The following is a 24157-nucleotide window of genomic DNA, read 5'->3' on the forward strand; positions in this document are numbered from 1 at the left end:
TTTAATCTGAAGGCAATATGCTTCGTTCACCCATAAACTAATCGTGGGGTGATAAATGTGTTTGTACGGAATCAAAAGGACAATGCTGCTTATCATAAAAAATATTTTCGTCCATCTTGCTTGAAAGCTTTAAATTTAAGATTTGACAGTTGGGAGTTCTATTCACTTTTTTCTGAAAAAACTCATGACCAAATCAAATTACCTTCTGAATTGACTAGAACCCCCGAAGATACTCTTCTTAACTATTTTAGCGTCCTACGTGAAGCTGAAAATTTGGGAGGGAGAAGTTGCGGTACGGTTGGTCAGGCACGTACTCCATTTCCAATTGCTTATAATTTTCTGTCTAAAGAGTATCAAAATAAATTAAGCTATGATGAATATTTTAATTCGTTTGCTGGGATTGGACATACGAGTTTGATAAAGCTTTGTAGAGTGCCAGATATAAAACATGGAATAAGGTTTTTTTATGAAATCGAAACAATTGAGGGATTTGAGGGCAAAAGGGCAGAGTATTTTGGGTATTATTACGGATTTATCCAGCTTGTTAATGAAAAAGAAGGGTATAGAATTTCTGACTTGAGCAAGATTGAAGAAGACTTTCTATGTGCGCCTTATCATGGATGGAGTCATGATGCGGAAGCGGTTGTAGAGGTGAAGTATGGTAGTTGGTGCAAGTTAGTTCAGAAAATATACCCGACAGTGAAAAATGGTTATGTAAAAAATATATATTTTCGGGGCAATGATGGAGCGGATTATTGCTTGATTTTTTTTACATTAACGAATGGAACTGACGTAGAAATTGCTCAATTTCGAAAAGTAGGGAATGGAAAGTGGAAACTGATAAAAATGAAACCAGAAGAAGAATGTTTAACGGAAAAAAGGCGGAAATAAGCCTATTGAAAATGGTACGCCGATTCCTAAAGATTATGGTTAGTTGTTGCCATTGATTGTTATGATATGGAGTTAAAGAAATATTAGATAGAATTATTGTAGTCTCTGTTGCGGCTCATTTTCTTATTAAGTTAACGTTACATGAAACAAGGTATTAAGTTTACTTTATGGAATGACTTTTTTTGTATTGAGGCGGGTGATTGAATGCAGCTTGTGATTCAAGTCAAGGTTTCGATGAATAAAACCAGTCTTTTATATTGACTTTAAACGGCGAGGGCAGCTTACAATCGACATTATTGCAGTCCTAAGTGGAATACGTGATTAACTGTATCGGATATCTAGATTGTAAAGAAATGAAAATATAAAGCACTAAATTGGCAACGTCCTACTCTCGCAGTGGCGCCAGCCACAACTACCATCGGCGCTGAGAAACTTAACTTCCGTGTTCGGTATGGGAACGGGTGTGACCTTCTCGCTATCATTACCAACCTAGTGCTTTATGTCCTACACGCCAGAGTATAACTTTGGAGAGTCTAATCCTCTAGCTTTTATTGGGCAAGGGGGTATCATCTTATCTCGAAGGATAAGAACGATAATGTTGACAAACAAATTCAATCTGTCCGAAACGGATTCTTGTATATGCTCTTACAAAAACTGGCTTGTTATTAAACATAGCCAACCACCTCCTCGTCAATAAAGACGGTAGGACATGTAAATAGTAGCATAAACCACAATAATTTCCAAGTATCATATTGTAATTGTTTATTAAATTAATATTTTTCTAAATACCACCCTATATAAGTGGCGAGGAAGTCTGTAAACCCTTGCTCGGGCGAGTGGCGCTTACATATCTCTCCTATAATATTTAGTATCTCTTCTTACAGTTCCACCACGTAACTTCTAGAAGATACTCTGTTCCACCTTTTCGGAATGAAGTATCTTCTAGAAGTTACTCTGTTCCTATATGATTGTTATTGTCCAGAGATTAAACCCGAGTTTGAAGTCTTCTTCATTAATAACCCCTAGAAACTGAGTATTTAACAAGAAGATAAGCTGCGGATTGTGGCTCACCTTCTTGTGGTAAATAAGATTTGACTGTCTAATAACCTATCGCTCGCTTTATTTTTTAATGAAATATAAGGTTTGTTTATAATCTCTTCCTTTAATATCCTCTTTCCAAGTTATTACAACTTCAATCTCATTAGCATTTACCGAAACAGGAAAATTGTTTTGTAAAAATTCATGACCATGTTCATATTTACTTACGTCTTTTACATCTCTTAGTTCCTTCGGGACTTCCATTTTAAATAGACCATGCTTAGTTACTGAATTTGGTTCATTACGAAAGCCTTCAATCTTTACGTTATAAACCCTTTTTCCGATATTTGTAACATTTAAGCTATACATATCGTATACGCCTTTTTGGGGTTTTGCCATTTTAGATTCATATTTTTCAACGTCTCCAAGTACAACCTTCCATTGACCTGTTTCCTTAGTTATTGGAACTCTAAATAGTTGAGTTGAGTCTTTATGGGTTTGAGCAAGTACAGCCATTGACCCCATACCAACCAATACTAAAACAAGAGAAAAAGCTAAAATCTTTCTAATCATTTTCATTCCTCCAAAATGTATATGTCCTGTCATAGTATCCCCAAAAAGATTGAAATAATTTTTGCACACCGCTCTGAAAATTTTAGTGTGTTTTAAGGTGACCTCGGTGATACTATTATCAGAAACTACATTTGAATTGAGGAAGTATGTTGGCATATCAAATTCGTCTTTTCATTATCTTGACTCTGTTAATTAGTAACCCAATGATAATTTTGGCTAAAGAAATTAAGTATAATCACAACTGCAAAACAATTTCAGAAATAAAGAAAGAAGTTGACTTTACCGTTTTAACTCCAAAAAAGATTCCTGACGACTGGACATTAGATACCAAAACATCCCCTTGGGTAATGCTACATTATATGGACAGTAAGGATACAAAGCTGATGGTTGCTATTCATCAGAGAATGGGATTCCCATTATCCAATGATGATTTTCCTTCTGCTCAGCAAGTTGATATTAATGGAAAGAAGGGTTATTTTCAGAAATGGATAGATAGTGGAAAAGTGGATAAGAAGGGGGACACCATTACTGGTGGTTTACTTCGTTGGATACAAGATGGAACGTATATAGAAATGGATAGTTCGAGATTATCTGAAGAAAAAATGTTAGAAATTGCTAGGTCAATGAAATAGTTATACTCAACTATCTAGTGCGTTTCTGTAAAAAGCAGGGACGCTTTTTGTATTGTACTTATTGGTTAGTTAAAATAATAGTGTGAAAATAATGAAACATTTTTTCAATAAAGGAGTGTGTCCTTATGCGTTGTTTTTGTGAGAATATAGAAACTTTTGATTTAAAGGTTGAAGGTGATGTCGATACAGACCCGATTTGGTGTAACCAATGTGGTTGTAACTTTGATATTGAAGAAGTTCCCATTTCAGATGATTTAAAGGAAGAACTTATGAGATGGGGAATGATGTACGGTAAGTGGATTGATTGGAGTAAAGATTCGTTACGTCCCAACGGAATTGAAATGGAAAATGACCATAATAAACTAGGTCAAAAGCTTACAGAAAAAGTTAAGAAAGAACTTGATACTAAATATAAAGTGAGATTTTCTCCTTCTACATCAGCTAGAATGTATGCTGGTTTAGAGTTTTGATTTTCATCTAACAAATGCGTTTCTGTATCAAGAAGGGACGCTTTTTTGTGTTGTACCTAACGAATAGGTTAGCGGAAGCACTCATAATGGCTCTTGGTGTCGATTTGAGAGTCTTCCCTTCTTATTCCCATCTCTTTCCCACCCTTTAATCACAGACATGCTTAGAATTGAATCGGAGGACAACAAGAAAGCCTTCTGTAGAACTGATTGTTGGTTGTGTAGGCATGTTAAAGAAACCACACTAATTCACAAACTGGCAATCAGTAAAATTCCGATACGACTCAAATAATTAATATAATTGAGTTTGGTAAAGCTGAAAAACGACTAGGAAAACATTGATGATGTTCGATTGCCATAACCGAAAAAGGTATATAACCTATTTGATTGATACCAAGAAAAGATAACGCTGCTTTTATCATGTTGTTTTCGATAGGCTACATGTAAATTTAGAGCGTGCTTTTCATTTACAATCTGCTAAAGGTTGAATACTGTAAATATAGACTTGGTATTCATATTTATTTACAAATTGTAAACAGAGTACTTGACCCTAAATTTACATCGTGCTATATTTAAAAGGTTAATCATATTAATTAAGATAAAGGATGATATAGATGAACATAGCGTACATACGTGTGAGTACAATTGAACAGAACGAAGCAAGACAAGTAGAAGCAATGAAGCAGTACAGCATAGACGAGACTTACATCGAGAAGGTAAGTGCCAAGGATACAGACAGACCTCAGTTACAAGCAATGATAAAGTTCGCTCGAAAAGGAGATACAATCTATGTACATGATTTCAGTAGATTATCTCGAAGCACCAAAGACTTATTGGAACTAGTTGAACAATTACAAGCTAAGGAAGTTAACCTAGTGTCATTGAAGGAAGGCTTCGATATCTCTACACCAAATGGAAAGCTAATGTTGACTATGTTAGGAGCAATCAATGAATTCGAACGTGCTAATATGCTTGAGAGACAGCGTGAAGGAATTGCCATTGCTAAAGCAGAAGGTAAATACAAAGGAAGAAAAGAAGTTGCTGTAGTAGACTTCGAAAAGCATTACCAACGTTATATGAATAGAGAAGTATCGAAGTCTCAGTTAGCAAAGGAATTAGAGGTATCGAGACCAACCCTAGACAAGTTAATCAAAGAGCATCAACAAGTATGTTAAGGAGACTCCCAAGGGGTCTCTTTTCATATGCAATTGATATGGGGCGGTAATTATCACAAACCAAGGAGTATCGAATATAGGAAATAGCTGAAGTAGGTTGAGCCACACCAAACTCAATTTGCCGATGCGATGCCGATAATAACAATGTTGCTACAGGCGATTTTAAGCAAATTAACTAACCCTTTCGCATATGATTACCGATAAGGGTGCAGAATTAAAGACTCTGCAGATAAATCCTTTCATATGTATGAAACAGAAAGGGGAGATAAGGATGCATAAATCACTCCAAAGATTGTTTGATGAACGAGTCGAACAATTTGTTTTAAAGAATAAAAGCGATGTAAGTAATTATTCAAAAGCTGACAGGAAGATAGAGTCATTTGCTAAACGCTCTGCCGAAATAGTAAAAGTTAAGGCTCGGGGTAACATAATAGAAAATATTGTGGATGAGGATTTTCAAACTATTACCTACCAGGTCCATTACCAATATCTTATTAAACAAAAAGGAACCCTCTATCAAGAAGAGGAAATGGAAGTAAGGATGGCAAAGTTCTATAAAAATGATTTGTTAATGGACAAAGAGATTAAACCATTAAAAATGAAAGTAAATGAATCAGAATTATTTGTAGAAGCTGATGCCGATAGAGAGGAGCGTAAAAGCTATCAATATAATCGTTTAAAAGCTGTTCAATATGCAGAACGCTGGTGGAATACTTATAATCCAGCCTTTATAAAATTTGAAAATAACTGTACTAACTTTATTTCACAATGTCTTTATGCTGGTGGAGCTCCAACGAGAGGTTATCCGAACAGGGGCACTGGCTGGTGGCTCCAAAATAAAAATTACAGTTATAGTTGGGCTGTAGCCCATTCTTTACGATTGTTTTTAGCTAATTCTAAAACAGGTTTGAGGGCAAGAGAAGTCAGCAGCCCTGATCAATTATTACTAGGGGACGTAATCTGTTACGATTTCGAAGGAGATGGCAGGTTTGACCATAATACCATTGTTACAGGTAAGGACGCGTATGGAATGCCGCTCGTTAATGCCAATACTTACAATAGTCGAATGAGATACTGGGAGTATGAAGATTCATCTGCTTACACACCTAATATTAAGTATAAGTTTTTCACGATAGTGGATGGACGTGAATCCTTGTATGGATAATGGTTAGTGGTATAATGTGTAGAGAGTTTTTTTTATGAGGTGAGATTCATGGCAATACATGTAGTATTATATCAACCGCAAATTCCTTCAAATACAGGAAATATCGCAAGGACCTGTGCTGGGACAGATACTTCTTTACATTTAATCCGTCCATTAGGGTTTTCAACCGATGACAAAATGTTAAAAAGAGCTGGTTTGGATTATTGGGAATTTGTAAACATTGTTTATTATGATTCTCTAGATGACTTTTATGATAAGAATAAGGGTGGAGAGTTTTTCTATATCACTAAATTTGGTGAAAAGCCATATAGTTCCTTCGATTATAGTAATCCGGATAAAGATTATTTTTTCATTTTTGGCCGTGAAACGACTGGGCTTCCAAAAGACGTGATTGAAAATAATAAGGATGTCAGCCTGAGGATTCCGATGAATGACAATATTCGTTCCTTGAATTTATCGAACACTGCTGCGATTCTAATCTATGAAGCATTAAGGCAGCAAGACTATCGTCATTTAAAATAAGATGTAAGAGGCCAAGCTTATGGCCTCTTTTTTCTAAACACAGAAAGGAAGTATAGTTATGAACGAAGTAATTAGCACAATATTAAATCATCGATCTATCCGTCATTTTAAGGATCAGCAGTTAACCGATGAACAAATTAAAACAATTGTTTCTTGTGCACAAGCAGCCTCAACTTCGAGTTTTATTCAGGCATATTCGATTATAGGTATAAAAGATATGGAAAAAAAGCGGAAGCTTGCAGAGATAGCCGGGAACCAAGAATATGTTGCCCACAATGGTCATCTATTTGTCTTTTGCGCAGATTTAAGTCGACATGAATTGATTGGTGAAATGGAACATAAAGATGTGATCCCATCGATTGAAAGTACAGAAAAATTTATGGTGGCACTCATTGATGCCTCGTTAGCTGCACAAAATGCCGCGATTGCTGCAGAATCCATGGGGCTAGGAATTTGTTACATAGGTGGGATTCGAAATAAGCTTGATGAAGTTAAGGAATTATTAAAAACTCCAGAGAGGGTTATCCCGCTCTTTGGAATGACTGTAGGGTATCCTGAGAAAATTAATGACCAAAAGCCAAGACTTCCTCTAGCACATATTTATCATGAAGAGGAATACGAACAGGATAAAGAAGTTTATATGTCGCAGCTTCAAGAATATAATCAAGTAATCTCAAGCTATTATCATGATAGGTCAAGTGGAAATAGAAAGGATCGCTGGTCCGAGCAGATGGCAAAAATGCTTGAAAAACAAACGCGGATGTATATGAAGGATTTTGTTCAAAAAAACAAATTGAATAAAAGATAAAAAATAAGGGCTGCCTCAAAGGCAGCCTATTGTGTTGCAAAATTATTTATTTGAACCTGGCTTATCATTATAACCTGATGTGAAGATAGCTGCTAAAAATGCCACCATAACTAAAATAATTAGAAATGTTCCCATGCTTATGTAAAGCCTCCTTAATTTTAAGATATTTCTTGTTTTAGACACATATACATTTATTATAGCCTATCTTATAAAAATGAAAAGAGCAATAATCCATTCTTTTCTTAAAACAAAAAAGATAGTCAGGAATACTACACCGATACGCATGTTCAAGTTCCTGCGTGCATAGAGTATATTAATCGTCTCTGATTACTACACAGGGGGAGGGCCTTATGGATATTCTAAAAAAAATCGAGATGTTTCGAGAAGAAGAAGAAAAGCTTCGTTGGGAAGGGTCATTTGGTGATTATTTACTGTTGTTAAAAGAGAGGCCATTGGTAGCACAATCTGCACATTCACGAGTTTATAATATGATCAAGGACTCTGGGATTGAGGTAGTAAAAGGGACTAAGAATTACAATTTCTTTAGTAATCAATTATTTGGCTTAGAGGAGTCATTGGAAAGACTTGTCGAGGAATACTTCCATCCTGCTGCTAAAAGGCTGGATGTAAGAAAGCGGATTTTATTGCTAATGGGTCCGGTAAGTGGCGGTAAATCTACACTGGTTACAATGTTAAAACGCGGATTAGAGGCTTATTCTCATACGGATAGAGGCTCTGTATTCGCCATTAAAGGCTGCCCGATGCATGAAGACCCGCTTCATTTAATACCGCATCATTTGCGTCCGGATTTTTATGAAGAGTATGGAATTCGAATTGAAGGAAATCTTTCGCCATTAAATATGATGCGCCTTGAGAAGGAGTACGGTGGAAGAATCGAAGATGTGTTAGTTGAAAGAATCTTCTTCTCAGAGGATAAGCGAACTGGAATCGGAACATTTAGCCCATCCGATCCAAAATCACAGGATATTGCTGATTTAACAGGAAGTATTGACTTTTCGACGATAGCTGAATATGGTTCAGAATCAGATCCGCGAGCCTATCGATTTGATGGGGAACTAAATAAAGCGAATCGCGGTATGATGGAATTCCAAGAGATGTTGAAATGTGATGAAAAGTTCTTGTGGCACCTGCTGTCGTTAACCCAAGAAGGAAACTTTAAAGCAGGAAGATTTGCGCTAATTTCTGCAGATGAATTGATAGTAGCACACACAAACGAAACTGAATACCGCTCATTTATCTCCAACAAGAAGAATGAAGCCTTACATTCAAGGATTATCGTTATGCCAATCCCATATAATTTAAAAGTTTCACAGGAAGAGAGAATCTATGAAAAGATGATTAGTGAAAGTGATGTATCGGATGTTCATATTGCCCCGCATACGTTACGCGTTGCTGCAATGTTTACAATCTTAACCCGCCTCAAGGAACCAAAGAAAGGCGATATTGACTTGGTCAAGAAAATGCGCCTGTATGACGGTGAAAATGTGGAAGGTTTTAATGCTGTTGATGTTAGTGAATTAAAGAAAGAATATCCAGATGAAGGTATGAGTGGTATTGACCCGCGTTACGTTATTAACCGAATATCATCTACTATCATCCGCAAAGAAGTACCATCAATTAATGCATTAGATGTATTAAGATCATTAAAAGACGGACTGGATCAACATCCTTCGATCACAGCTGAACTGCGTGAGCGATATATGAACTATATTTCTGTTGCTCGTAAAGAGTATGATAATATCGCCAAAAATGAAGTCCAGAAGGCTTTTGTGTATTCTTATGAAGAATCTGCTAAAACGCTAATGGACAATTATCTTGATAATGTTGAAGCGTATTGTAACAAAGCCAAACTTCGCGATCCGTTAACAGGTGAAGAAATCAATCCAGATGAAAAATTAATGCGTTCGATTGAAGAACAAATTGGTATTTCTGAAAACGCCAAAAAAGCGTTTAGGGAAGAAATTCTAATTCGAATTTCTGCCTTTGCGAGAAAAGGTAAACGGTTCGATTATAACTCACATGATAGGCTTCGTGAAGCGATTCAAAAGAAATTATTTGCAGACCTTAAAGATGTTGTGAAGATTACCACTTCTTCCAAAACCCCTGATGAACAGCAGTTAAAGAAAATTAATGATGTTGTAGCCAGGTTAATTGATGAGCATGGTTATAACTCAACATCAGCAAATGAACTATTACGGTATGTCGGCAGTTTATTAAACCGTTAATTAAAATAGTAGGGACTGGCGGAAGGAATCTGCCAGTCTGTTTTTTTCACAATAAATGAAACAATATGCTCGTCCATTTTTATCAGCATAAGCCCAATTGTCGAAATAATTTGTAAATTATTTGCTGTTTCTGCATAGGATAAAGTAATCAACATTATATGCATTTTTACACTCGGGTTATTTTATGACATTTGAAAGAATATGTGACTCAAGTAAATAAAAAAATTATTAAGGAGGGGTTTTACATTGTCTGACAATAACCATCAATATGTGATTTCAAGAGAAGATTGGTCCCTCCACCGTAAAGGCCACGATGACCAGCAAAGGCATCAAGAAAAAGTCCAGGAGGCAATTAGAAACAATCTTCCCGACTTAATTACAGAAGAAAGCATCATTATGTCTAATGGACGCGATGTGGTTAAAATTCCAATTCGCTCATTGGACGAATATAAAATCCGCTACAATTATGACAAAAACAAACACGTGGGCCAAGGTGACGGTGAGAGCCAAGTAGGTGACGTAATTGCTCGTGACGGTTCAAATGCGCAAAAGGGTCCAGGAAAAGGGCAAGGCGCTGGGGATCAAGCCGGTGAAGATTACTTTGAAGCTGAAGTTTCATTAATGGAATTAGAGGAAGCTTTGTTTAAACAACTAGAGCTGCCAAATCTTAAAAGAAAAGAAGAGCAGGAACATTTGGTTGAAAATATTGAATTCAATGATATACGCAAAACAGGTCTAATGGGCAATATTGATAAAAAGCGTACCATGATGTCTGCATTTAAGAGAAATGCAATGAACGGAAAACCTGCATTCCATCCAATTTACAAAGACGATTTGAAATTTAAGACTTGGAATGAAGTAATAAAACCAGATTCAAAGGCAGTCGTTATTGCAATGATGGATACTAGTGGATCCATGGGAATATGGGAAAAATATATGGCTAGAAGTTTCTTCTTCTGGATGACTCGCTTCTTACGTACAAAATATGAAACAGTTGAAATTGAATTTATTGCTCATCATACAGAAGCTAAGGTTGTTACTGAGGAGGATTTCTTCTCCAAGGGTGAAAGTGGAGGTACAATCTGTTCTTCTGCATACCGAAAAGCCATAGAAATAATTGATGCAAAGTATAATCCACGTAAGTTCAACATCTATCCATTCCACTTTTCTGATGGTGATAATCTTACATCTGATAATGCTCGCTGCGTCAAGCTTGTTGAAGAACTAATGAAAGTTTCAAACATGTTTGGTTATGGTGAGGTAAATCAGTATAATCGTCATTCCACATTAATGTCAGCCTACAAAAATATCAAGGATGAGCAATTCCGCTATTATATTCTCAAGCAAAAAGCGGATGTATTCCATGCGATGAAGAGCTTTTTTCAAAAAGAGGAAAATAAAATGTTTGCCTAACCAAAATCGACAGGTACAATGCCTGTCGATTTCTTCTTTGCATAATAAATTTCATTTTTTCTTAAGTGAGGTAATAGTTGGAAATTTAATGTAAAATGTTGTGCCAGCCTCGATTTCACTTTCCACTCGAATAAAACCATTCATAGCACGTACGATACTATAAACCACCATCATACCAAGCCCTGTACCGTTCTTTCCTTTTGTTGAATAATATGGTTCACCGAGTCGTTCAAGTTGTTCTGAAGTCATCCCTATTCCTGTATCCCTGATACAAATAGTGACATAATCTTGACTAAAATGAGTTTCAATATATAGCTGACCACCATTCGGCATTGCCTCAACAGCATTTTTGAGAATATTAATAAAGCATTGGCGGAATCGTTGTCTATCACCTTTAATGAATCCAATCACTGAAAAATCAGTGATAATTTCAACAGAATTTTGATTTGCAATTGGAGTTAGGATACTAATGATTTGCTTTAGTTCATTTTTAACATTAAGTTCTTCGATTGAGACTAAGGATGGTTTGGCAAATGTCAAGTAATCCTGAATTACTCTTTCGGCAGAATTAAGTTCTTCCTTTACAATCGAGAGATATTCTTTACGTTTATGTCTTGGTAGATACTCATCATTAAGTAACTGGACAAACCCGCTGGCAGCAGTCAGCGGATTCCGAATTTCATGGGATATGGCTGCACCCATTTGTTCGACTGCCTTTAGTTTCTCTACTTTAATTAATTGATGATTTAGTTCTACACTTTTTTTGATATATTCAATTGAATAGGCAATAAGACCAATACCCAGCGGGGGGATCACCAAATAGGCAAACAAAACATCAAACCAAGGGCTGCCCGTATAATTAATAAATTCCGCTCCTGTCGTAAGGATTCCAAGTATTATTCCTAAACAAATCGCTATGGAGATTCGCCGGTCGGAAGATTGTTTCCAAAACCAAGGTGATAAGCGAAAAAATGCAATAGCGAGAGGGACATAAAGCAGGAGGGTTCCAATCAAACCTGAGTCAAAGCCATAAAAGAGTCTAATGATTAGCATTACGGCTACAAGTATAAGTCCGATTCCAAGATATAAACCGCCAATGACGATTGGAATTATCCGCAAATCGTATCGCGCAAATGAAACTGGACTGTAGGAAAATTGAAGACATATCCATAACAAAAGGATAAAAATGATAATGATTGCGGTTTTGGAAATATTAAATTTTCTGCTTCGATCAAGCCAAATTAAGCAAAAGAGGAGCAATATAATTAAAATGGAAAGATTTAAGAAAAGGTGTTTTGTGATTTCCATCTATTTCACCATCCAAAAGGCTTATAGGAAAATTTTACATTTATCTTCGTATTATTACAACTAAATTTACTAATTATTTTGAATAAAGGCATGAAAAAAGAAGGAAAATGTAGAAATATGAAGAACGGAAGGGTTAAATTCCTTCCGTTTTATATTTATGGAGTTGAAATGGTATTTCTTCCTTTAGTTTTCGAGGTATACAAAGAAGTATCAGCTAAATGTATTAAATCTTTTGGTTTCGATTCCGGACTAGGAATCATTGAGGCAATTCCGATACTGGCAACCCTCCTTCTGATTTATTATCGTTTTGGCTAGAGAAAAAGCTTCCTCTTAAAGGAAGCTTTTCTTGCTATGATAGTAAAATTGGTGATTTTATCATTTCCTTCGCCGCTTGAATTGCTTCTTTCTTCGCTTTTTCAACAATTTCTGGTACCTTTTGCGGGTAAAGGTCTAAAGCTTCTGCAATAATGGTGTCCATTACCTCAATACCAAGGAAGTTAAGTGCAATTCTTAAATAACGATCTCCACATTCTAACTCCATCATTGGCGTTCCTGTGTATAGACCACCGCGGGTATTGATATGAATTGCTTTTTTACCAGTAAGGAGTCCTTTTGGACCATTAGCTGTATGGCTAAATGTTTTTCCTGCTATAAACAGATTATCTAAATACGCTTTTAACACCGCTGGAGAACTTAAGTTCCAAATTGGTGAGACGAAAACATAGTAGTCATAAGAAAGGAATTCATCAGCAAGTGCATGCATTTTAAGAATTTTCTCGCGCTCAACATCGGTTAATTGATCTAATGTATAACCATATCCCGCTAATTTACCTCTTGCAGACACTAATTCAGCATCCATGTGAGCAATATCTAAAGTAAATAAGTCGATTGTTTTTATTTCCATTTCCGGGCATTCTTCTATAATCGTGTTGATAAAAGCCTCGCCGACTTGCAGACCTTTTGATTTCTCTAGTCCTTTAGGATTTGCTGTAATATATAATAATTTTCTCACTTCAACACATCCATTCCTTTTAATAAACCTCATTAATACTATTATAAGGAAATAACTTCACCCAATTTTGTAGAATAAGTGAAATTATTGAACATTAAGTGTCGATTAATAAAAATAAGGCTGTGTTAAACTGGCCTGTTGATTTCCGCTCCAAACAAGGTTCAAAATCAAGAATGTGCTTTAACACAGCCAAAATAAAAAACCTTCCATTATTCCAATGGAAGGTTCGTAATTAGAAGTTAAAATTGTCAGGGTCTGAGCCTATGCGGTCGTTTTTGTTTAAATCATTGATTCTTTGCATTTCCTCTGGGGTTAATTCAAAATCAAAAATGTCGGCATTTTCAATGATACGATTTTCATTTGTAGATTTTGGGATGGTAACAACTTCGTTTTGTAAATCCCAGCGCAAAATGATTTGAGCTGCTGACTTATTATGTTTTTCTGCAATTTCATTAATTGTAGGGTCTTTTAATAATACTCCCTGTTTTAGAGGGGACCATGCTTCCAGCTGAATTCCTTCTTTTTTACAGAAATCATGTACTTCTTTTTGAGTGAGGTGTGGATGATATTCAATTTGATTCACCATCGGTTTGATCTCAGCATGACTCAATAAATCCTCTAAATGATGAACATGAAAGTTACTAACTCCGATGGCACGGACACGTCCATCTCTATATAGCTTTTCGAGCGCTTTCCAGGTGTCATTATATTTCCCTTTTACTGGCCAATGAATTAAATATAAGTCAATATAATCCAACCCCAATTTACCAAGACTGGTTTCGAAGGCCTGAAGTGTAGAGTCGTACCCTTGGTCAGCGTTCCATACCTTTGTAGTAATAAATAACTCTTCCCGGGCTACACCAGATTCTTTAATTGCCTGACCTACGCCTTCTTCATTTTTATAAACAGCAGCAGTATCTATACTAATATAGCCATTTTTTATGGCTGCTTTAACAGAGCTGACTACCTCTTCGCCTTCTTTTACTTTAAAAACGCCTAAACCAAACCATGGCATTTTTACTCCATTATGTAATGTTGTGGTATCACGTAAACTTGATGGCATTATAATCCCTCCAGCTTCAAATTTGAACCAATTAGTATTTTCTCATAAAAATTTGCAAATTTGAAATTATTTTCATTAAATTGTTAGAAATCTTTATGAAAGTTAATCAGTAATACAATATGATTAAGCTAGAACTAGAAGAAGATTTGATCCTAAAAGGCGGAATTAATTATGAATCTACAAAATTCCAAAATTATTAATGAAAGTGAATTAGAGATATTACGAAAAAAAGTGGATGAACTAGAAGAGAGAGAAAGACAGCTCTTAAAGAGACTTCGCTTGCATGAATCCTTACATTCGAAGATTCTAGATGCTTTACCGATTAATATTTTCTTAGAGGATCCTGAAGGTCGAACAATATTTGCAAATGAACAGGTTTGTAAAGCCCATGGTGTAAATGAGGGAGACCTTGTAGGGAAAACGGTTTATGATTTTTTTCCAAAGTCAATAGCTGAGAGACAGCGTGAAATCGACCTGGAAGTCTGGAAGAAGCGTACCCTTCAAACGAATGAGGTCGTAATAGAATTTCAAGGCAAAAAAGGTCATATGCTCACTGGGAAAACGATTATCCATCTTGAAGAATCAAGAAAAGACTATTTACTCGGATTTGGTTTGGATATCACGGATCTAAAAAATGCAGAAGAGAAGATTGCCCATATGGCTTACCATGATGCCTTGACGGGTTTGCCTAACCGCTGGTTTATTAAATCCTGCCTTAAAAATGATAAGTCTAGCAGTGATAACAATAGGATGATGAAGGGCGTTCTATTGCTGGATTTAGACCATTTCAAAGTGATTAATGATAGCTTGGGACATGAAGCAGGAGATCAATTATTGCAATCTGTTGCTAGAAGATTAAGAGAAGTAATTAGAGAGGATACAGTTTTAGCGAGATTAGGCGGAGATGAATTTATGATTTTTATTCCCCAATTACTATCAGCAGGCGAGACATTTGAGTTGAGCGAAGAAATCATAAAAGTTATGAACGAGCCGTTTTATATTTACGGACAAAAGTTTACGATTTCGCCAAGTATCGGCATCAGTTTGCATCCCATTCATGGTGAGGATATGGAAACTTTAATTAAAAATGCAGACCTTGCCATGTATCATTCTAAAGAGCAGGGAAGAAACTGCTATTCCTTGTTTACACCCTTGATGAAGGAGAAAGCTGTTTTCCGCATGAATATGCTGACAAAATAAGAAAGAATCGGCACCACTTTTGAGTGAATTCGATTCTTTCTTATTTCTTTTATAAAAATCTTATTAAATAAGAAACAAAATAACAAAATAAACTGCCATGGTAATAAGACCGACGGGAACCCCAAAACTTGCCCATTCTTTACTTGTAATGTTGAGTTTTCCTGCTGCGATAATATTTGGGATATTTCCAGGTATTAGCATACCACCACTAATGATTAGACCCATTAAAACAGCCTGGATGGTTGCTTGATCCATTGCCGGACTAATTTCGGCTGCTGCAAGGGTAGCATTATCTAAAATAGCTGATATCATATTAATCCAATATAACAACATTGGGTGAAGTCCAAGAATATACTCATTTATTAATGGTTCAAATCCATGTCCAAGGAAGGTTAATCCCATTACAAACAAGTAAATTTTAGCGGATCGAATCAAAATTTCTTTATAGCTTTCTACTTTTTGTTCAGCCGTCAAACCGTCAGTGCTCTCTTGGGGTTTAACTAAAAAGATTGTCAATATACCAAAGAGTACTACCGCTGGAATAACTTCTGGACCAATTAATTTCAAGAGATAAAAAAAGTCTTCATTTAACTTACTAATTGTAATCGTTGCTAAAGGCTCACCAATTGGGGTGAGGGCTGCACCAAGCCCAATCGAAAAACAAGCTAAAACAGTAAAGCGAATTTCAGATTTACGGTCGAGTGGGAGGACATTAATGATAATAACGAGTACAATCGCTGCGATGATAGCAGTAATAATGCTTGAAGCCAGTCCTAAAATGATAACGGTTAATCCGAAGAAAATCCTAGGAGATAGTAATCTGTTCAACCATAGTATTGATTTTTCCAGCTGAACCTGCCCCCATTTACAGATTAATCCCGCGATCAAGACAGCTAGAGTAATATTAATAGGATCAACCAGAGCCCTTTCGATTAAGTGGGGATTCATCATGCCACTAATCGAGGCTGCTGCAATACCCATAACAAATAAAAAAATCTCTAGATTGTGTTCGACCTTTTTTACTGAAAAAGGTAAAAATAAAACCAAAATTAAAATAATTACTAATCCAATCATTCATACCAAATCCCTTATCTTTTTTGTTTAATGAAAAAACTATAAATCTATTATAAACTTTTTCGGAAGGATTTTAACGGAATATTGAGTTATTTATAAATTATATTATTAAACCTATAACTAAATTATCTTAGATATTTACACAAAAGACTAAAGATCCACCATTATGTTAGAAAACGATTTCATATAAAATGAGGGCAAGTAAATATGCCTTTATTAAAAGTTGGAGGACTTTTTGTATGAAAAAGTATGTTATCTGAGGTGTCTGTAATCGGGCATTAGAGATGTTTATAAAACCGCTCTTAAATAAGTTCTCAAAAGAAAATGAAATTGTTGGATTACTAGATTCTGACCCACTGCGATTTACCATTTGTGATGGAAATTTCTGGTGGTTTTTCCGTTCACAAATCTACCCATCACTTTGATCTCTGCTTCAAGAAACTCATCCCTCATATAGCGGCTATTTTTAAAACAAGAGTTACTTTACAGTAGAATAGGATGAACGATAGGGCAACCTATCGTTTTTTGTTGTATGCTAGTGAAGGAGATAGTGCCGTGCAGGAATAATTAATTTGTCCGGCCACTCTGAATTCGTTAAACTATAGGAAGAGTGTAAGAATCATCCGAAAATATATTTAGGAGTGAGCATTGAATGAATAAAAGAGTAGTGATTACAGGTGTTGGAGCAGTCACTCCTTTGGGGAATGATGCTCATACATCATGGGGGCAGATTAAGAGTGGTGTTTCCGGTATTGGCCCCGCAACCCTTTTTGATGTAGAAAAGGTTGACGTCAAGATTGCAGCAGAAGTTAAAGGCTTTTCGCCAGAAGAGTTTATGGATAAAAAAGAAGCCAGAAGGATGGGGCGTTATAGCCACTTTGCTATTGCAGCAAGTCAAATGGCTGTTAAGGATGCTGGGATCCAAATTGGAGAGGGGATTCAACCGGAACGGGTTGGAGTTTGGATTGGGTCAGGAATTGGCGGTTTAGCTGAATTCGAGGAACAACATCGGAAATTTATTGAAAAAGGGCAAAGAAGGGTAAATCCGTTTACGATACCCATGTTTATTCCCGATATGGCGGCAGGACAAGTATCAATTTCACTTGGTGCAAAAGGAATCAACAATTGTTCAGTTACTGCATGTGCGTCCGGTGCCAATTCCATTGGTGATGCATTCCGCGTGATTCAAAAAGGGGACGTGGATGTGATGATTGCTGGCGGAACGGAAGCAACAATAACCGGGATGACGGTCGCGGGATTTTCAAATATGACCGCACTTTCAAAAAATCCAGACCCGAACACCGCAAGCAGGCCATTTGATAAAAATCGTGATGGATTTGTCATTGGAGAAGGCGCAGGGATTGTGGTATTAGAAGAATTAGAACACGCATTAGCTCGTGGTGCTGCCATTTATGGAGAATTAGTAGGTTATGGAGCTACTGGTGATGCCCATCATATTACGACTCCTGCACCAGAAGGAGAAGGGGCAGGAAGAGCAATGAAATTAGCATTAGCTGATGCTGGAATTACCCCTGAACAAGTTGACTATATCAACGCTCATGGCACTTCCACCCATTATAATGATTTGTATGAAACGTTAGCCATCAAAGAAGTTTTCAAAGAACATGCCTATAAATTATCTGTCAGTTCCACGAAATCAATGACCGGTCACTTGTTAGGTGCAACTGGGGCAATAGAGGCCATTTTTTCTCTTTTAGCAATCAAGGATGGAATCATACCGCCAACCATCAATTATCAAACCCCTGATGAACAACTGGATTTAGATTATGTCCCCAACGAGGCAAAGATGAAGGATGTTCAAGTGGTTTTATCCAACTCATTAGGATTTGGCGGTCATAATGCCACTTTGATTTTTAAAAAATTCACCGAATAAAACTAGCAAGCGGCAGAAGCATAATTTTTATTATGCTTCTGCTTATTTTTCATTGATTTATATTGCTATAAACCAAGTTTTTTTAAGAAATCGACGGTTTCCTGGTGTTCTGGTTTAATTAGCCTAAATAATTTTTTATCAGTCTTCACAAGAGGATTTCCATATTCATCTGCAATCGATCTAGTAAATGATGTACTGTTTAACACTTTCCACTTTCCATCTTTAACCTCAAGCTCAAGATCAATAATACCAAGACGGCTGCCAAAGGCACCTGCCATTACAACAGGTTTTCCTTTGATTTTTCCTTCGTCAATGTTTACCATAGGTAAATCTTTATAGGTGGGTCCTGGAAATACGCTATGAGAGTGTCCAGCTAAGATCGCATCAATTTCTGGAATCTCACTAAGGTAATAAACTGCATTTTCCGTTTCAGGATGATAGGGTTCACTGTCTATTCCAGTATGAGCGAGTGCGATAATAATATCAGCACCTTCTCTCTTCATAATAGGCACGAATTCCCTTGCTGTTTCAACAATTGGTCGAGCAATCACTTTTCCCTCTAAATTTGCCTTGTCCCATCTCATAATTTGCGGAGGCAAAAATCCAATTACACCAATATTCAATTGATGTTCAAGACCTTGCTTATCAACAACACTTCTCTTTAAAATAACATAAGGTTTGAAATATGGTTTATTCCTTTTAACGGAATAAACATTTGCATTTACAACTGGCATTTTCACTCCCTTAAGAACAGTGTTTAAAAACTTTAGACCATAATTAAATTCATGATTTCCAATTGTTATCGCATCATACTTTAAATAATTAAAAGCACGGTAAACTGGATGTGTTTTCCCCTTTTGAATCCCTCGTATTCTTACTAAGTATTCACCTAGCGGATTCCCTTTTAAATGATCCCCATCATCAAACAATAAGGAATTGACTACTTCGCTTCTTGCTTGATGAATAAGACTTGCTGTTTTTACAAGCCCAATATTATTGTCCGTTTTAGTCTGATAATAATCATAATTTACTAAAGCAGCATGGAGGTCAGTCGTCTCAAGGATTCGCAAATTGATTATTCCATTGTTGTTCACTGTGCTGTTTTCTTCTGCAAACATCATAGATGGGAATTGAGACCATATAATCGTGCTAATGAAGAGTAAAAGGAATAACTTTTTATTGTTCATAAATATGTCAGCCTCCTCTAAACTTCTTATTATGTGTTATTATTTGGCAATTTGTATCCGTTGATACATTTAAAAAGATTCTTAAATGTGACAAAAAATTGTCAAAAACATATGAATAAAAAGTGAATAAAGAGTGTTTCAAAAAAATCTTTTAGGGAGATTACTTATAATAAAAGAGACAAATCGTGGAGGTTCTGATATATGAATATTACAACAATCATTGAGTTGGAAAATATGGAAGTAGAGAAGATTGCCGGAGCAAAATTAGTATTTGCAGAGGAACAAATTTCTGAAAATATTATTGAAACCTGTGTTGAGTGTTTTCAAGTGGAGGGATCGGAAGAAACCCTTCCGACTGAAGATGGGATGCAGCTCGTGTTTGAACAATTAAAGCAAGAAGGTATTATTCCTTCAAAGGTGGAGGACTTCTCATTTGAAATGCCTTCGTGTGGACGTCTGAAAACAAAAAATGAAAATGAGATCGATGTTCCTCAAAAAGTTATTATTTCATTTATGTCATAAAAGAAGTTCATTGAACTTCTTTTTTCTTTGCTCTCCTGTGACATTGGTCAACGCAGGTTTGTGATAAGTTACTTTATAATAAAGGAAAGTATTATAGTGTAAACGCTTACAGGAATCTCTGTAAGGAGGTGTTCGTTCGTATGGAAAGAAATAATAGAATTACAATCCTAACAGGTCACTTTGGAAGTGGAAAGACAGAGGTTGCTATAAATCTTGCATTGAATGAAAAAAAGATACATGAGAAAACAGCTATTAACGATTTAGATATAATTAACCCCTACTTTCGGTCAAGAGATGTTTCCGATCTTTTTCAACAACAGAATATAGAATTAATCGCTCCAACTAACCGCTTGGCAACCTCTGATTTACCAATTGTATCAGGTGAAATCTACCGAGTTTTACATGATAATCGCTACAGAGTGATTATAGACGCAGGTGGTGACAAAGACGGAGCAAAAGCATTGGGGCAATATTATCATGAGTGGAAGGAATTAGAACCTGAGCTTTTATTTGTCTTAAATGCAAACCGTCCATATGTTAGCACGCTAGAAGGAGCGAGGGATACGATTGAACAAATTGAAAAAGCTGCTCGGTTAAAGGTAACGGGCATTATTAACAATTCCAACATTGGGTTTGAAACGAGCATGGAAGATATACATAACGGTTATGAATTAAGCAGCAGTCTTTCTGACATGCTTTCGATACCACTACTATATACAACTATCTCTGTTGATTTAGAAAAAGATGCTACGTATTTTGCCAAAAGTCATCCGGTAATGTTTATCAAACGCTTTATGAAATTACCTTGGGAAGGATAGGAGTTGAATTCAGGTGGAGAAGAACGTTGTCTTTAAAGAGGATAATTGTAAATCTTGCGGGCTTTGTGTTCAGGTATGTCCAACAAATGTTATTTTTCTAGCAGACTATTTAAATGGAAAAGGCTATCGTCCAGCAGCTGTAATCGATCAGGACAATTGCATTAGTTGTGCAAAATGTGCACAAATATGCCCGGATTCGGTCGTTTCGGTGTACAGACAAGTAAAGGTATTGGAAACTGTTTAATTTGAAAGGGGCTTATGTATGGGAAAAGTATTAATGAAGGGTAATGAAGTCATCGCGGAAGCAGCGGTCCAGGCAGGCTGTAAATACTTTTTTGGCTACCCGATTACACCTCAAAGTGAGCTTGTAGCATACATGGCGAGAAGACTTCCAGAGGTTGGCGGATTATTCCTGCAGGCAGAAAGTGAAATCGCTGCGATCAATATGGTTTATGGTGCTGCTGGGACAGGAGTAAGGGTAATGACTTCATCCTCAAGCCCAGGATTCAGTTTAAAACAAGAGGGGATTTCCTATTTAGTAGGTTCAGAGCTTCCAGCAGTTGTAGTAAACGTTGTACGTGGCGGTCCGGGGTTAGGAAATATCCAGCCTGCACAGTCTGATTACTTCCAGGTAACAAAAGGCGGTGGTCATGGGGACTATAATATCCCTGTGTTAGCACCCGCCTCTTTACAAGAAATAGTCGAATTAACAAGTGAAGCATTTGACATCGCAGACCGCTACCGGACACCTGTCATTCTTATGGGGGATGGAATGCTTGGGCAAATGATGGAGCCAGTAGAGTTTGGTGAGCGGACTGAATCTGAACTTCCAGAAAAGAATTGGGCAACTACCGGAACCCGCGGAGACGGTCAGCCTAAGATTATCACCTCGCTTGAGCTTAATGCAGAAGCGCTAGAAACTCGTAACGAAGCATTGCAAAACAAGTTTGCAAGAATAAAAGAAAACGAGGTTCGCTACGAAACCTATAAAACGGATGATGCTGACTATATTATGGTTGCTTTTGGAACGGTTGCTCGACTTACGATGAATGCCATTAATAAAGCAAGACAGCAAGGTTTAAAAGTAGGATTAATCCGTCCGATTTCGCTGTGGCCATTCCCTGAAAAACCGTTTTTAGAAACGAGAGATCGAGTAAAAGGATATATTTCCGTAGAAATGAGTGCCGGGCAGATGGTGGAAGATGTAAGATTAGCTGTTAACGGCCATGCAGATGTGGACTTTTACGGACGGACAGGCGGAGTGGTACCAACACAGGAAGAAATTTATCAAAAGATACTGACTGTAACAGGGGGAATTTCGGTATGACGATGAAAACAGTTTTTAAAAAAACGAACGGTTTGACCGATAACCCTACTCATTATTGTCCTGGCTGTACACATGGTGTCATCCACCGGCTTGTCGGTGAGGTTTTGGAAGAAATGGATATTTTAGAAGATACGATTGGGGTTGCCTCTGTAGGGTGTTCGGTTTTATCGTATGAATACTTTAATTGTGATATGACACAAGCAGCACACGGTCGTGCACCAGCCGTCGCTACAGGTGTGAAGAGGGTATTGCCTGACAGATTTGTTTTCACTTATCAGGGAGATGGAGACCTTGCCTCCATTGGAATTAGTGAAGTTATTCATGCAGCTGCCAGAGGGGAAAAAATTACGGTCATCTTCGTAAATAATGCGATCTATGGAATGACAGGCGGACAGATGGCACCGACTACCTTGATTGGACAAAAAACAGCTACTACACCCTTTGGACGCGATGAAAGTATTCAGGGCTCGCCGATAAAAGTCTGTGAAATGCTGGCAACTCTAGATGGAACCGCCTATATTGAGAGGGTTTCTACACATGATGTTCCACATATTCAAAAAACAAAACGAGCTATTCGAACAGCATTTGAAACTCAGAAAAAAGGTCTTGGCTTTTCGATGATAGAAATATTATCTACCTGTCCAACAAACTGGGGATTAGATCCAAATGAGTCACTTGATTGGGTGAAAGAAAACATGCTCCCTGTTTATCCTCTCGGAGTTTATAAGAATAAAGAGGGAGGGAATTAACGATGTTGGAAGAAACTATCATTGCGGGATTCGGTGGACAGGGAGTTATGTCCATGGGACAGTTGATTGCCTATGCCGGGATGTTTGAAGGTAAAGCTGTCTCTTGGCTACCATCTTATGGTCCAGAACAACGAGGAGGTACAGCTAATTGTGCGGTAGTAGTCAGCGATGAACAAGTAGGGTCACCGCTGGTTACATATCCTTCAACAGCGATTGTTCTAAATAACCCTTCCTTTGACAAATTCGAGCCGCTTGTAAGTCCAGGAGGATTATTGATTATCAATTCATCATTAGTCGCAAGAGTTTCAAAGCGAAGTGATATCAAGGTGATCGAATTAACTGCTACAGATATTGCAAATGATATGGGGAATGTACGGGTCGCGAATATGATTTTGTTGGGAGCTTTTATAGAACTTACAAGAGTCGTTTCATGTGAATCTGTTATCCATTCTTTGAAAAAAGTCTTGTCAGAAGATAAGCACCATTTGATTGAAGTCAACAAACAAGCACTAAATAAGGGTACTTCAATGATTTCCGTAACGCATTAAGTAAAATTAGCCGACCGACAAATGTTGAGTCGGCTTTTTCTTTCTGTTTGTTTCATGTAATTGTGAGAAATAACTACAAGTGATATGCTTCACTTAATTGAAAATGATTTTCAGTTAGGATATTAGTATAAACACTAGGAGGGAATTTAGGATGGAGATAAATTCAATTAAAGCCTACCAGGAGTTCAGTGAAGAAAGATTTACGAAAAGAATCATCTACAAAAAAGGTGAAACTACAGCATTTGTATTGAATTTCTTACCTGGACAACAGCTCCCAGTCCATAAGCACCCAGGTACAGAGGTATATCTTTATGTAGTAACAGGAAGCGGTACATTCATCATTGATGCTCAGGAATCAGTGGTATCTGAAGCAGATTTGGTACATGTAGGAGGGGAAGAAGAGCTGGCCTTTAACAACACAGGCAGTGAACCCGTAAGCTTATATGTAGTATTAAGTAAAATACCAAGCGAACAATACGCAAAAAATATATAACTAGAATTACAAAAGGAAAGCCAACTGATTTT

25 protein-coding genes and 1 rRNA gene are annotated in these 24157 nt (G+C 36.9%); 19 read left to right on the forward strand and 7 right to left on the reverse strand.

Annotation, left to right across the window (positions count from 1 at the left end; translation table 11 throughout):
* Positions 1–120: 120 nt before the first annotated feature.
* On the forward strand, positions 121–891 hold the full coding sequence (locus TR08_RS25645) for a hypothetical protein (RefSeq protein ID WP_152597526.1): 771 nt from the start codon (positions 121–123) through the stop codon (positions 889–891).
* Positions 892–1263: 372 nt separating this feature from the next.
* Here TR08_RS25645 and rrf read toward each other — a convergent pair.
* Together rrf and TR08_RS25655 are read right to left on the reverse strand one after the other, a co-directional pair.
* Positions 1264–1380 (reverse strand): 5S ribosomal RNA (gene rrf / locus TR08_RS25650).
* A 630-nt stretch (positions 1381–2010) separates the two neighbouring features.
* A complete protein-coding gene (locus TR08_RS25655) occupies positions 2011–2502 on the reverse strand; it encodes a hypothetical protein (RefSeq protein ID WP_045523093.1) in 492 nt (163 codons plus the stop codon).
* Between the two features lie 149 nt (positions 2503–2651).
* On the opposite strand from TR08_RS25655, the gene TR08_RS25660 reads away from it, so the two are divergent.
* From TR08_RS25660 to yhbH, 8 genes are all read left to right on the forward strand, one after another.
* A complete protein-coding gene (locus tag TR08_RS25660) occupies positions 2652–3134 on the forward strand; it encodes a DUF4367 domain-containing protein (protein WP_370576408.1) in 483 nt (160 codons plus the stop codon).
* A gap of 125 nt (positions 3135–3259) precedes the next feature.
* A complete protein-coding gene (locus TR08_RS25665; RefSeq protein ID WP_045523097.1) occupies positions 3260–3604 on the forward strand; it encodes a hypothetical protein in 345 nt (114 codons plus the stop codon).
* A 611-nt stretch (positions 3605–4215) separates the two neighbouring features.
* A complete protein-coding gene (locus tag TR08_RS25670) occupies positions 4216–4776 on the forward strand; it encodes a recombinase family protein (RefSeq protein ID WP_045523099.1) in 561 nt (186 codons plus the stop codon).
* 271 nt (positions 4777–5047) lie between these two features.
* Positions 5048–5941, forward strand: a complete 894-nt coding sequence (locus TR08_RS25675; protein ID WP_045523100.1) for an amidase domain-containing protein — start codon at positions 5048–5050, stop codon at positions 5939–5941.
* A gap of 48 nt (positions 5942–5989) precedes the next feature.
* Entirely contained in the window at positions 5990–6463 is a 474-nt protein-coding gene (trmL, locus tag TR08_RS25680; RefSeq protein ID WP_045523102.1) for a tRNA (uridine(34)/cytosine(34)/5-carboxymethylaminomethyluridine(34)-2'-O)-methyltransferase TrmL, read from the forward strand.
* A 58-nt stretch (positions 6464–6521) separates the two neighbouring features.
* Positions 6522–7271 carry an oxygen-insensitive NADPH nitroreductase gene (gene nfsA, locus TR08_RS25685; RefSeq protein WP_045523104.1) on the forward strand — a complete coding sequence of 250 codons (750 nt, stop codon included), beginning with the start codon at positions 6522–6524 and terminating at the stop codon, positions 7269–7271.
* A gap of 350 nt (positions 7272–7621) precedes the next feature.
* A complete protein-coding gene (locus TR08_RS25690) occupies positions 7622–9517 on the forward strand; it encodes a PrkA family serine protein kinase (RefSeq protein ID WP_045523106.1) in 1896 nt (631 codons plus the stop codon).
* Positions 9518–9763: 246 nt separating this feature from the next.
* Positions 9764–10930, forward strand: a complete 1167-nt coding sequence (gene yhbH / locus TR08_RS25695) for a sporulation protein YhbH (protein WP_045523108.1) — start codon at positions 9764–9766, stop codon at positions 10928–10930.
* 51 nt (positions 10931–10981) lie between these two features.
* Here yhbH and TR08_RS25700 read toward each other — a convergent pair whose 3' ends face one another.
* Positions 10982–12238, reverse strand: coding sequence for a sensor histidine kinase (locus tag TR08_RS25700; RefSeq protein WP_045523110.1), 1257 nt, complete (start codon positions 12236–12238; stop codon positions 10982–10984).
* Between the two features lie 117 nt (positions 12239–12355).
* Between TR08_RS25700 and TR08_RS34220 the strand changes: the two genes are divergently transcribed.
* Entirely contained in the window at positions 12356–12553 is a 198-nt protein-coding gene (locus TR08_RS34220) for a hypothetical protein (RefSeq protein ID WP_045523113.1), read from the forward strand.
* Positions 12554–12587: 34 nt separating this feature from the next.
* Here the strand turns inward: TR08_RS34220 and TR08_RS25710 are convergent, their stop codons facing one another.
* Positions 12588–13250 (reverse strand): FMN-dependent NADH-azoreductase, encoded by a 663-nt coding sequence (locus TR08_RS25710; RefSeq protein WP_045523115.1) that lies wholly within the window; start codon positions 13248–13250, stop codon positions 12588–12590.
* Positions 13251–13482: 232 nt separating this feature from the next.
* The gene (locus TR08_RS25715) at positions 13483–14313 is read right to left on the reverse strand and encodes an aldo/keto reductase (RefSeq protein WP_045523117.1); all 831 of its coding nucleotides are present in this window, start codon (positions 14311–14313) and stop codon (positions 13483–13485) included.
* A 171-nt stretch (positions 14314–14484) separates the two neighbouring features.
* On the opposite strand from TR08_RS25715, the gene TR08_RS25720 reads away from it, so the two are divergent.
* Positions 14485–15513 (forward strand): GGDEF domain-containing protein, encoded by a 1029-nt coding sequence (locus TR08_RS25720; protein WP_052427634.1) that lies wholly within the window; start codon positions 14485–14487, stop codon positions 15511–15513.
* Positions 15514–15576: 63 nt separating this feature from the next.
* Here the strand turns inward: TR08_RS25720 and TR08_RS25725 are convergent, their stop codons facing one another.
* Positions 15577–16587: a DUF1646 family protein gene (locus TR08_RS25725; protein ID WP_045523119.1), complete on the reverse strand. Its 1011-nt coding sequence runs from the start codon at positions 16585–16587 to the stop codon at positions 15577–15579.
* A gap of 652 nt (positions 16588–17239) precedes the next feature.
* Between TR08_RS25725 and fabF the strand changes: the two genes are divergently transcribed.
* Positions 17240–18481: a beta-ketoacyl-ACP synthase II gene (gene fabF / locus TR08_RS25730; RefSeq protein WP_045523121.1), complete on the forward strand. Its 1242-nt coding sequence runs from the start codon at positions 17240–17242 to the stop codon at positions 18479–18481.
* A gap of 65 nt (positions 18482–18546) precedes the next feature.
* On the opposite strand, the gene TR08_RS25735 is transcribed toward fabF, so the two are convergent.
* Entirely contained in the window at positions 18547–19668 is a 1122-nt protein-coding gene (locus tag TR08_RS25735) for a metallophosphoesterase (protein WP_052427635.1), read from the reverse strand.
* Positions 19669–19869: 201 nt separating this feature from the next.
* On the opposite strand from TR08_RS25735, the gene TR08_RS25740 reads away from it, so the two are divergent.
* From TR08_RS25740 to TR08_RS25770, 7 genes are all read left to right on the forward strand, one after another.
* Positions 19870–20190 (forward strand): hypothetical protein, encoded by a 321-nt coding sequence (locus TR08_RS25740; RefSeq protein WP_045523123.1) that lies wholly within the window; start codon positions 19870–19872, stop codon positions 20188–20190.
* A 140-nt stretch (positions 20191–20330) separates the two neighbouring features.
* Positions 20331–21008 (forward strand): hypothetical protein, encoded by a 678-nt coding sequence (locus TR08_RS25745; protein WP_045523125.1) that lies wholly within the window; start codon positions 20331–20333, stop codon positions 21006–21008.
* Between the two features lie 13 nt (positions 21009–21021).
* Positions 21022–21252 (forward strand): 4Fe-4S dicluster domain-containing protein, encoded by a 231-nt coding sequence (locus TR08_RS25750; RefSeq protein WP_045523127.1) that lies wholly within the window; start codon positions 21022–21024, stop codon positions 21250–21252.
* Positions 21253–21270: 18 nt separating this feature from the next.
* A complete protein-coding gene (locus tag TR08_RS25755) occupies positions 21271–22335 on the forward strand; it encodes a 3-methyl-2-oxobutanoate dehydrogenase subunit VorB (protein WP_045523129.1) in 1065 nt (354 codons plus the stop codon).
* Positions 22332–23084 (forward strand): thiamine pyrophosphate-dependent enzyme, encoded by a 753-nt coding sequence (locus TR08_RS25760; RefSeq protein WP_045523131.1) that lies wholly within the window; start codon positions 22332–22334, stop codon positions 23082–23084. The genes TR08_RS25755 and TR08_RS25760 overlap by 4 nt, the downstream gene beginning before the upstream one ends.
* A 2-nt stretch (positions 23085–23086) precedes the next feature.
* Complete coding sequence (locus TR08_RS25765; RefSeq protein ID WP_045523132.1) at positions 23087–23632, forward strand: 2-oxoacid:acceptor oxidoreductase family protein; 546 nt, start codon at positions 23087–23089, stop codon at positions 23630–23632.
* Positions 23633–23783: 151 nt separating this feature from the next.
* Positions 23784–24125 (forward strand): cupin domain-containing protein, encoded by a 342-nt coding sequence (locus TR08_RS25770; RefSeq protein ID WP_045523135.1) that lies wholly within the window; start codon positions 23784–23786, stop codon positions 24123–24125.
* Positions 24126–24157: the final 32 nt, after the last annotated feature.

Source organism: Neobacillus niacini (assembly GCF_000759675.1).
Classification (GTDB): Bacteria; Bacillota; Bacilli; order Bacillales; family Cytobacillaceae; genus Neobacillus; species Neobacillus niacini_A.

What these genes read in the sequence shown, in the direction of transcription:
- TR08_RS25655 (WP_045523093.1), bottom strand. Translation starts at nt 2,502, where the DNA reads ATGATTAGAAAGATTTTAGCTTTTTCTCTTGTTTTAGTATTGGTTGGT.
- TR08_RS25690 (WP_045523106.1), top strand. Translation starts at nt 7,622, where the DNA reads ATGGATATTCTAAAAAAAATCGAGATGTTTCGAGAAGAAGAAGAAAAG.
- fabF (WP_045523121.1), top strand. Translation starts at nt 17,240, where the DNA reads ATGAATAAAAGAGTAGTGATTACAGGTGTTGGAGCAGTCACTCCTTTG.
- TR08_RS25715 (WP_045523117.1), bottom strand. Translation starts at nt 14,313, where the DNA reads ATGCCATCAAGTTTACGTGATACCACAACATTACATAATGGAGTAAAA.
- TR08_RS25745 (WP_045523125.1), top strand. Translation starts at nt 20,331, where the DNA reads ATGGAAAGAAATAATAGAATTACAATCCTAACAGGTCACTTTGGAAGT.
- TR08_RS25735 (WP_052427635.1), bottom strand. Translation starts at nt 19,668, where the DNA reads ATGAACAATAAAAAGTTATTCCTTTTACTCTTCATTAGCACGATTATA.
- TR08_RS25740 (WP_045523123.1), top strand. Translation starts at nt 19,870, where the DNA reads ATGAATATTACAACAATCATTGAGTTGGAAAATATGGAAGTAGAGAAG.
- TR08_RS25760 (WP_045523131.1), top strand. Translation starts at nt 22,332, where the DNA reads ATGACGATGAAAACAGTTTTTAAAAAAACGAACGGTTTGACCGATAAC.
- TR08_RS25755 (WP_045523129.1), top strand. Translation starts at nt 21,271, where the DNA reads ATGGGAAAAGTATTAATGAAGGGTAATGAAGTCATCGCGGAAGCAGCG.
- TR08_RS34220 (WP_045523113.1), top strand. Translation starts at nt 12,356, where the DNA reads ATGAAGAACGGAAGGGTTAAATTCCTTCCGTTTTATATTTATGGAGTT.
- TR08_RS25720 (WP_052427634.1), top strand. Translation starts at nt 14,485, where the DNA reads ATGAATCTACAAAATTCCAAAATTATTAATGAAAGTGAATTAGAGATA.
- TR08_RS25765 (WP_045523132.1), top strand. Translation starts at nt 23,087, where the DNA reads ATGTTGGAAGAAACTATCATTGCGGGATTCGGTGGACAGGGAGTTATG.
- TR08_RS25725 (WP_045523119.1), bottom strand. Translation starts at nt 16,587, where the DNA reads ATGATTGGATTAGTAATTATTTTAATTTTGGTTTTATTTTTACCTTTT.
- TR08_RS25700 (WP_045523110.1), bottom strand. Translation starts at nt 12,238, where the DNA reads ATGGAAATCACAAAACACCTTTTCTTAAATCTTTCCATTTTAATTATA.
- TR08_RS25675 (WP_045523100.1), top strand. Translation starts at nt 5,048, where the DNA reads ATGCATAAATCACTCCAAAGATTGTTTGATGAACGAGTCGAACAATTT.
- TR08_RS25770 (WP_045523135.1), top strand. Translation starts at nt 23,784, where the DNA reads ATGGAGATAAATTCAATTAAAGCCTACCAGGAGTTCAGTGAAGAAAGA.
- TR08_RS25665 (WP_045523097.1), top strand. Translation starts at nt 3,260, where the DNA reads ATGCGTTGTTTTTGTGAGAATATAGAAACTTTTGATTTAAAGGTTGAA.
- nfsA (WP_045523104.1), top strand. Translation starts at nt 6,522, where the DNA reads ATGAACGAAGTAATTAGCACAATATTAAATCATCGATCTATCCGTCAT.
- trmL (WP_045523102.1), top strand. Translation starts at nt 5,990, where the DNA reads ATGGCAATACATGTAGTATTATATCAACCGCAAATTCCTTCAAATACA.
- TR08_RS25670 (WP_045523099.1), top strand. Translation starts at nt 4,216, where the DNA reads ATGAACATAGCGTACATACGTGTGAGTACAATTGAACAGAACGAAGCA.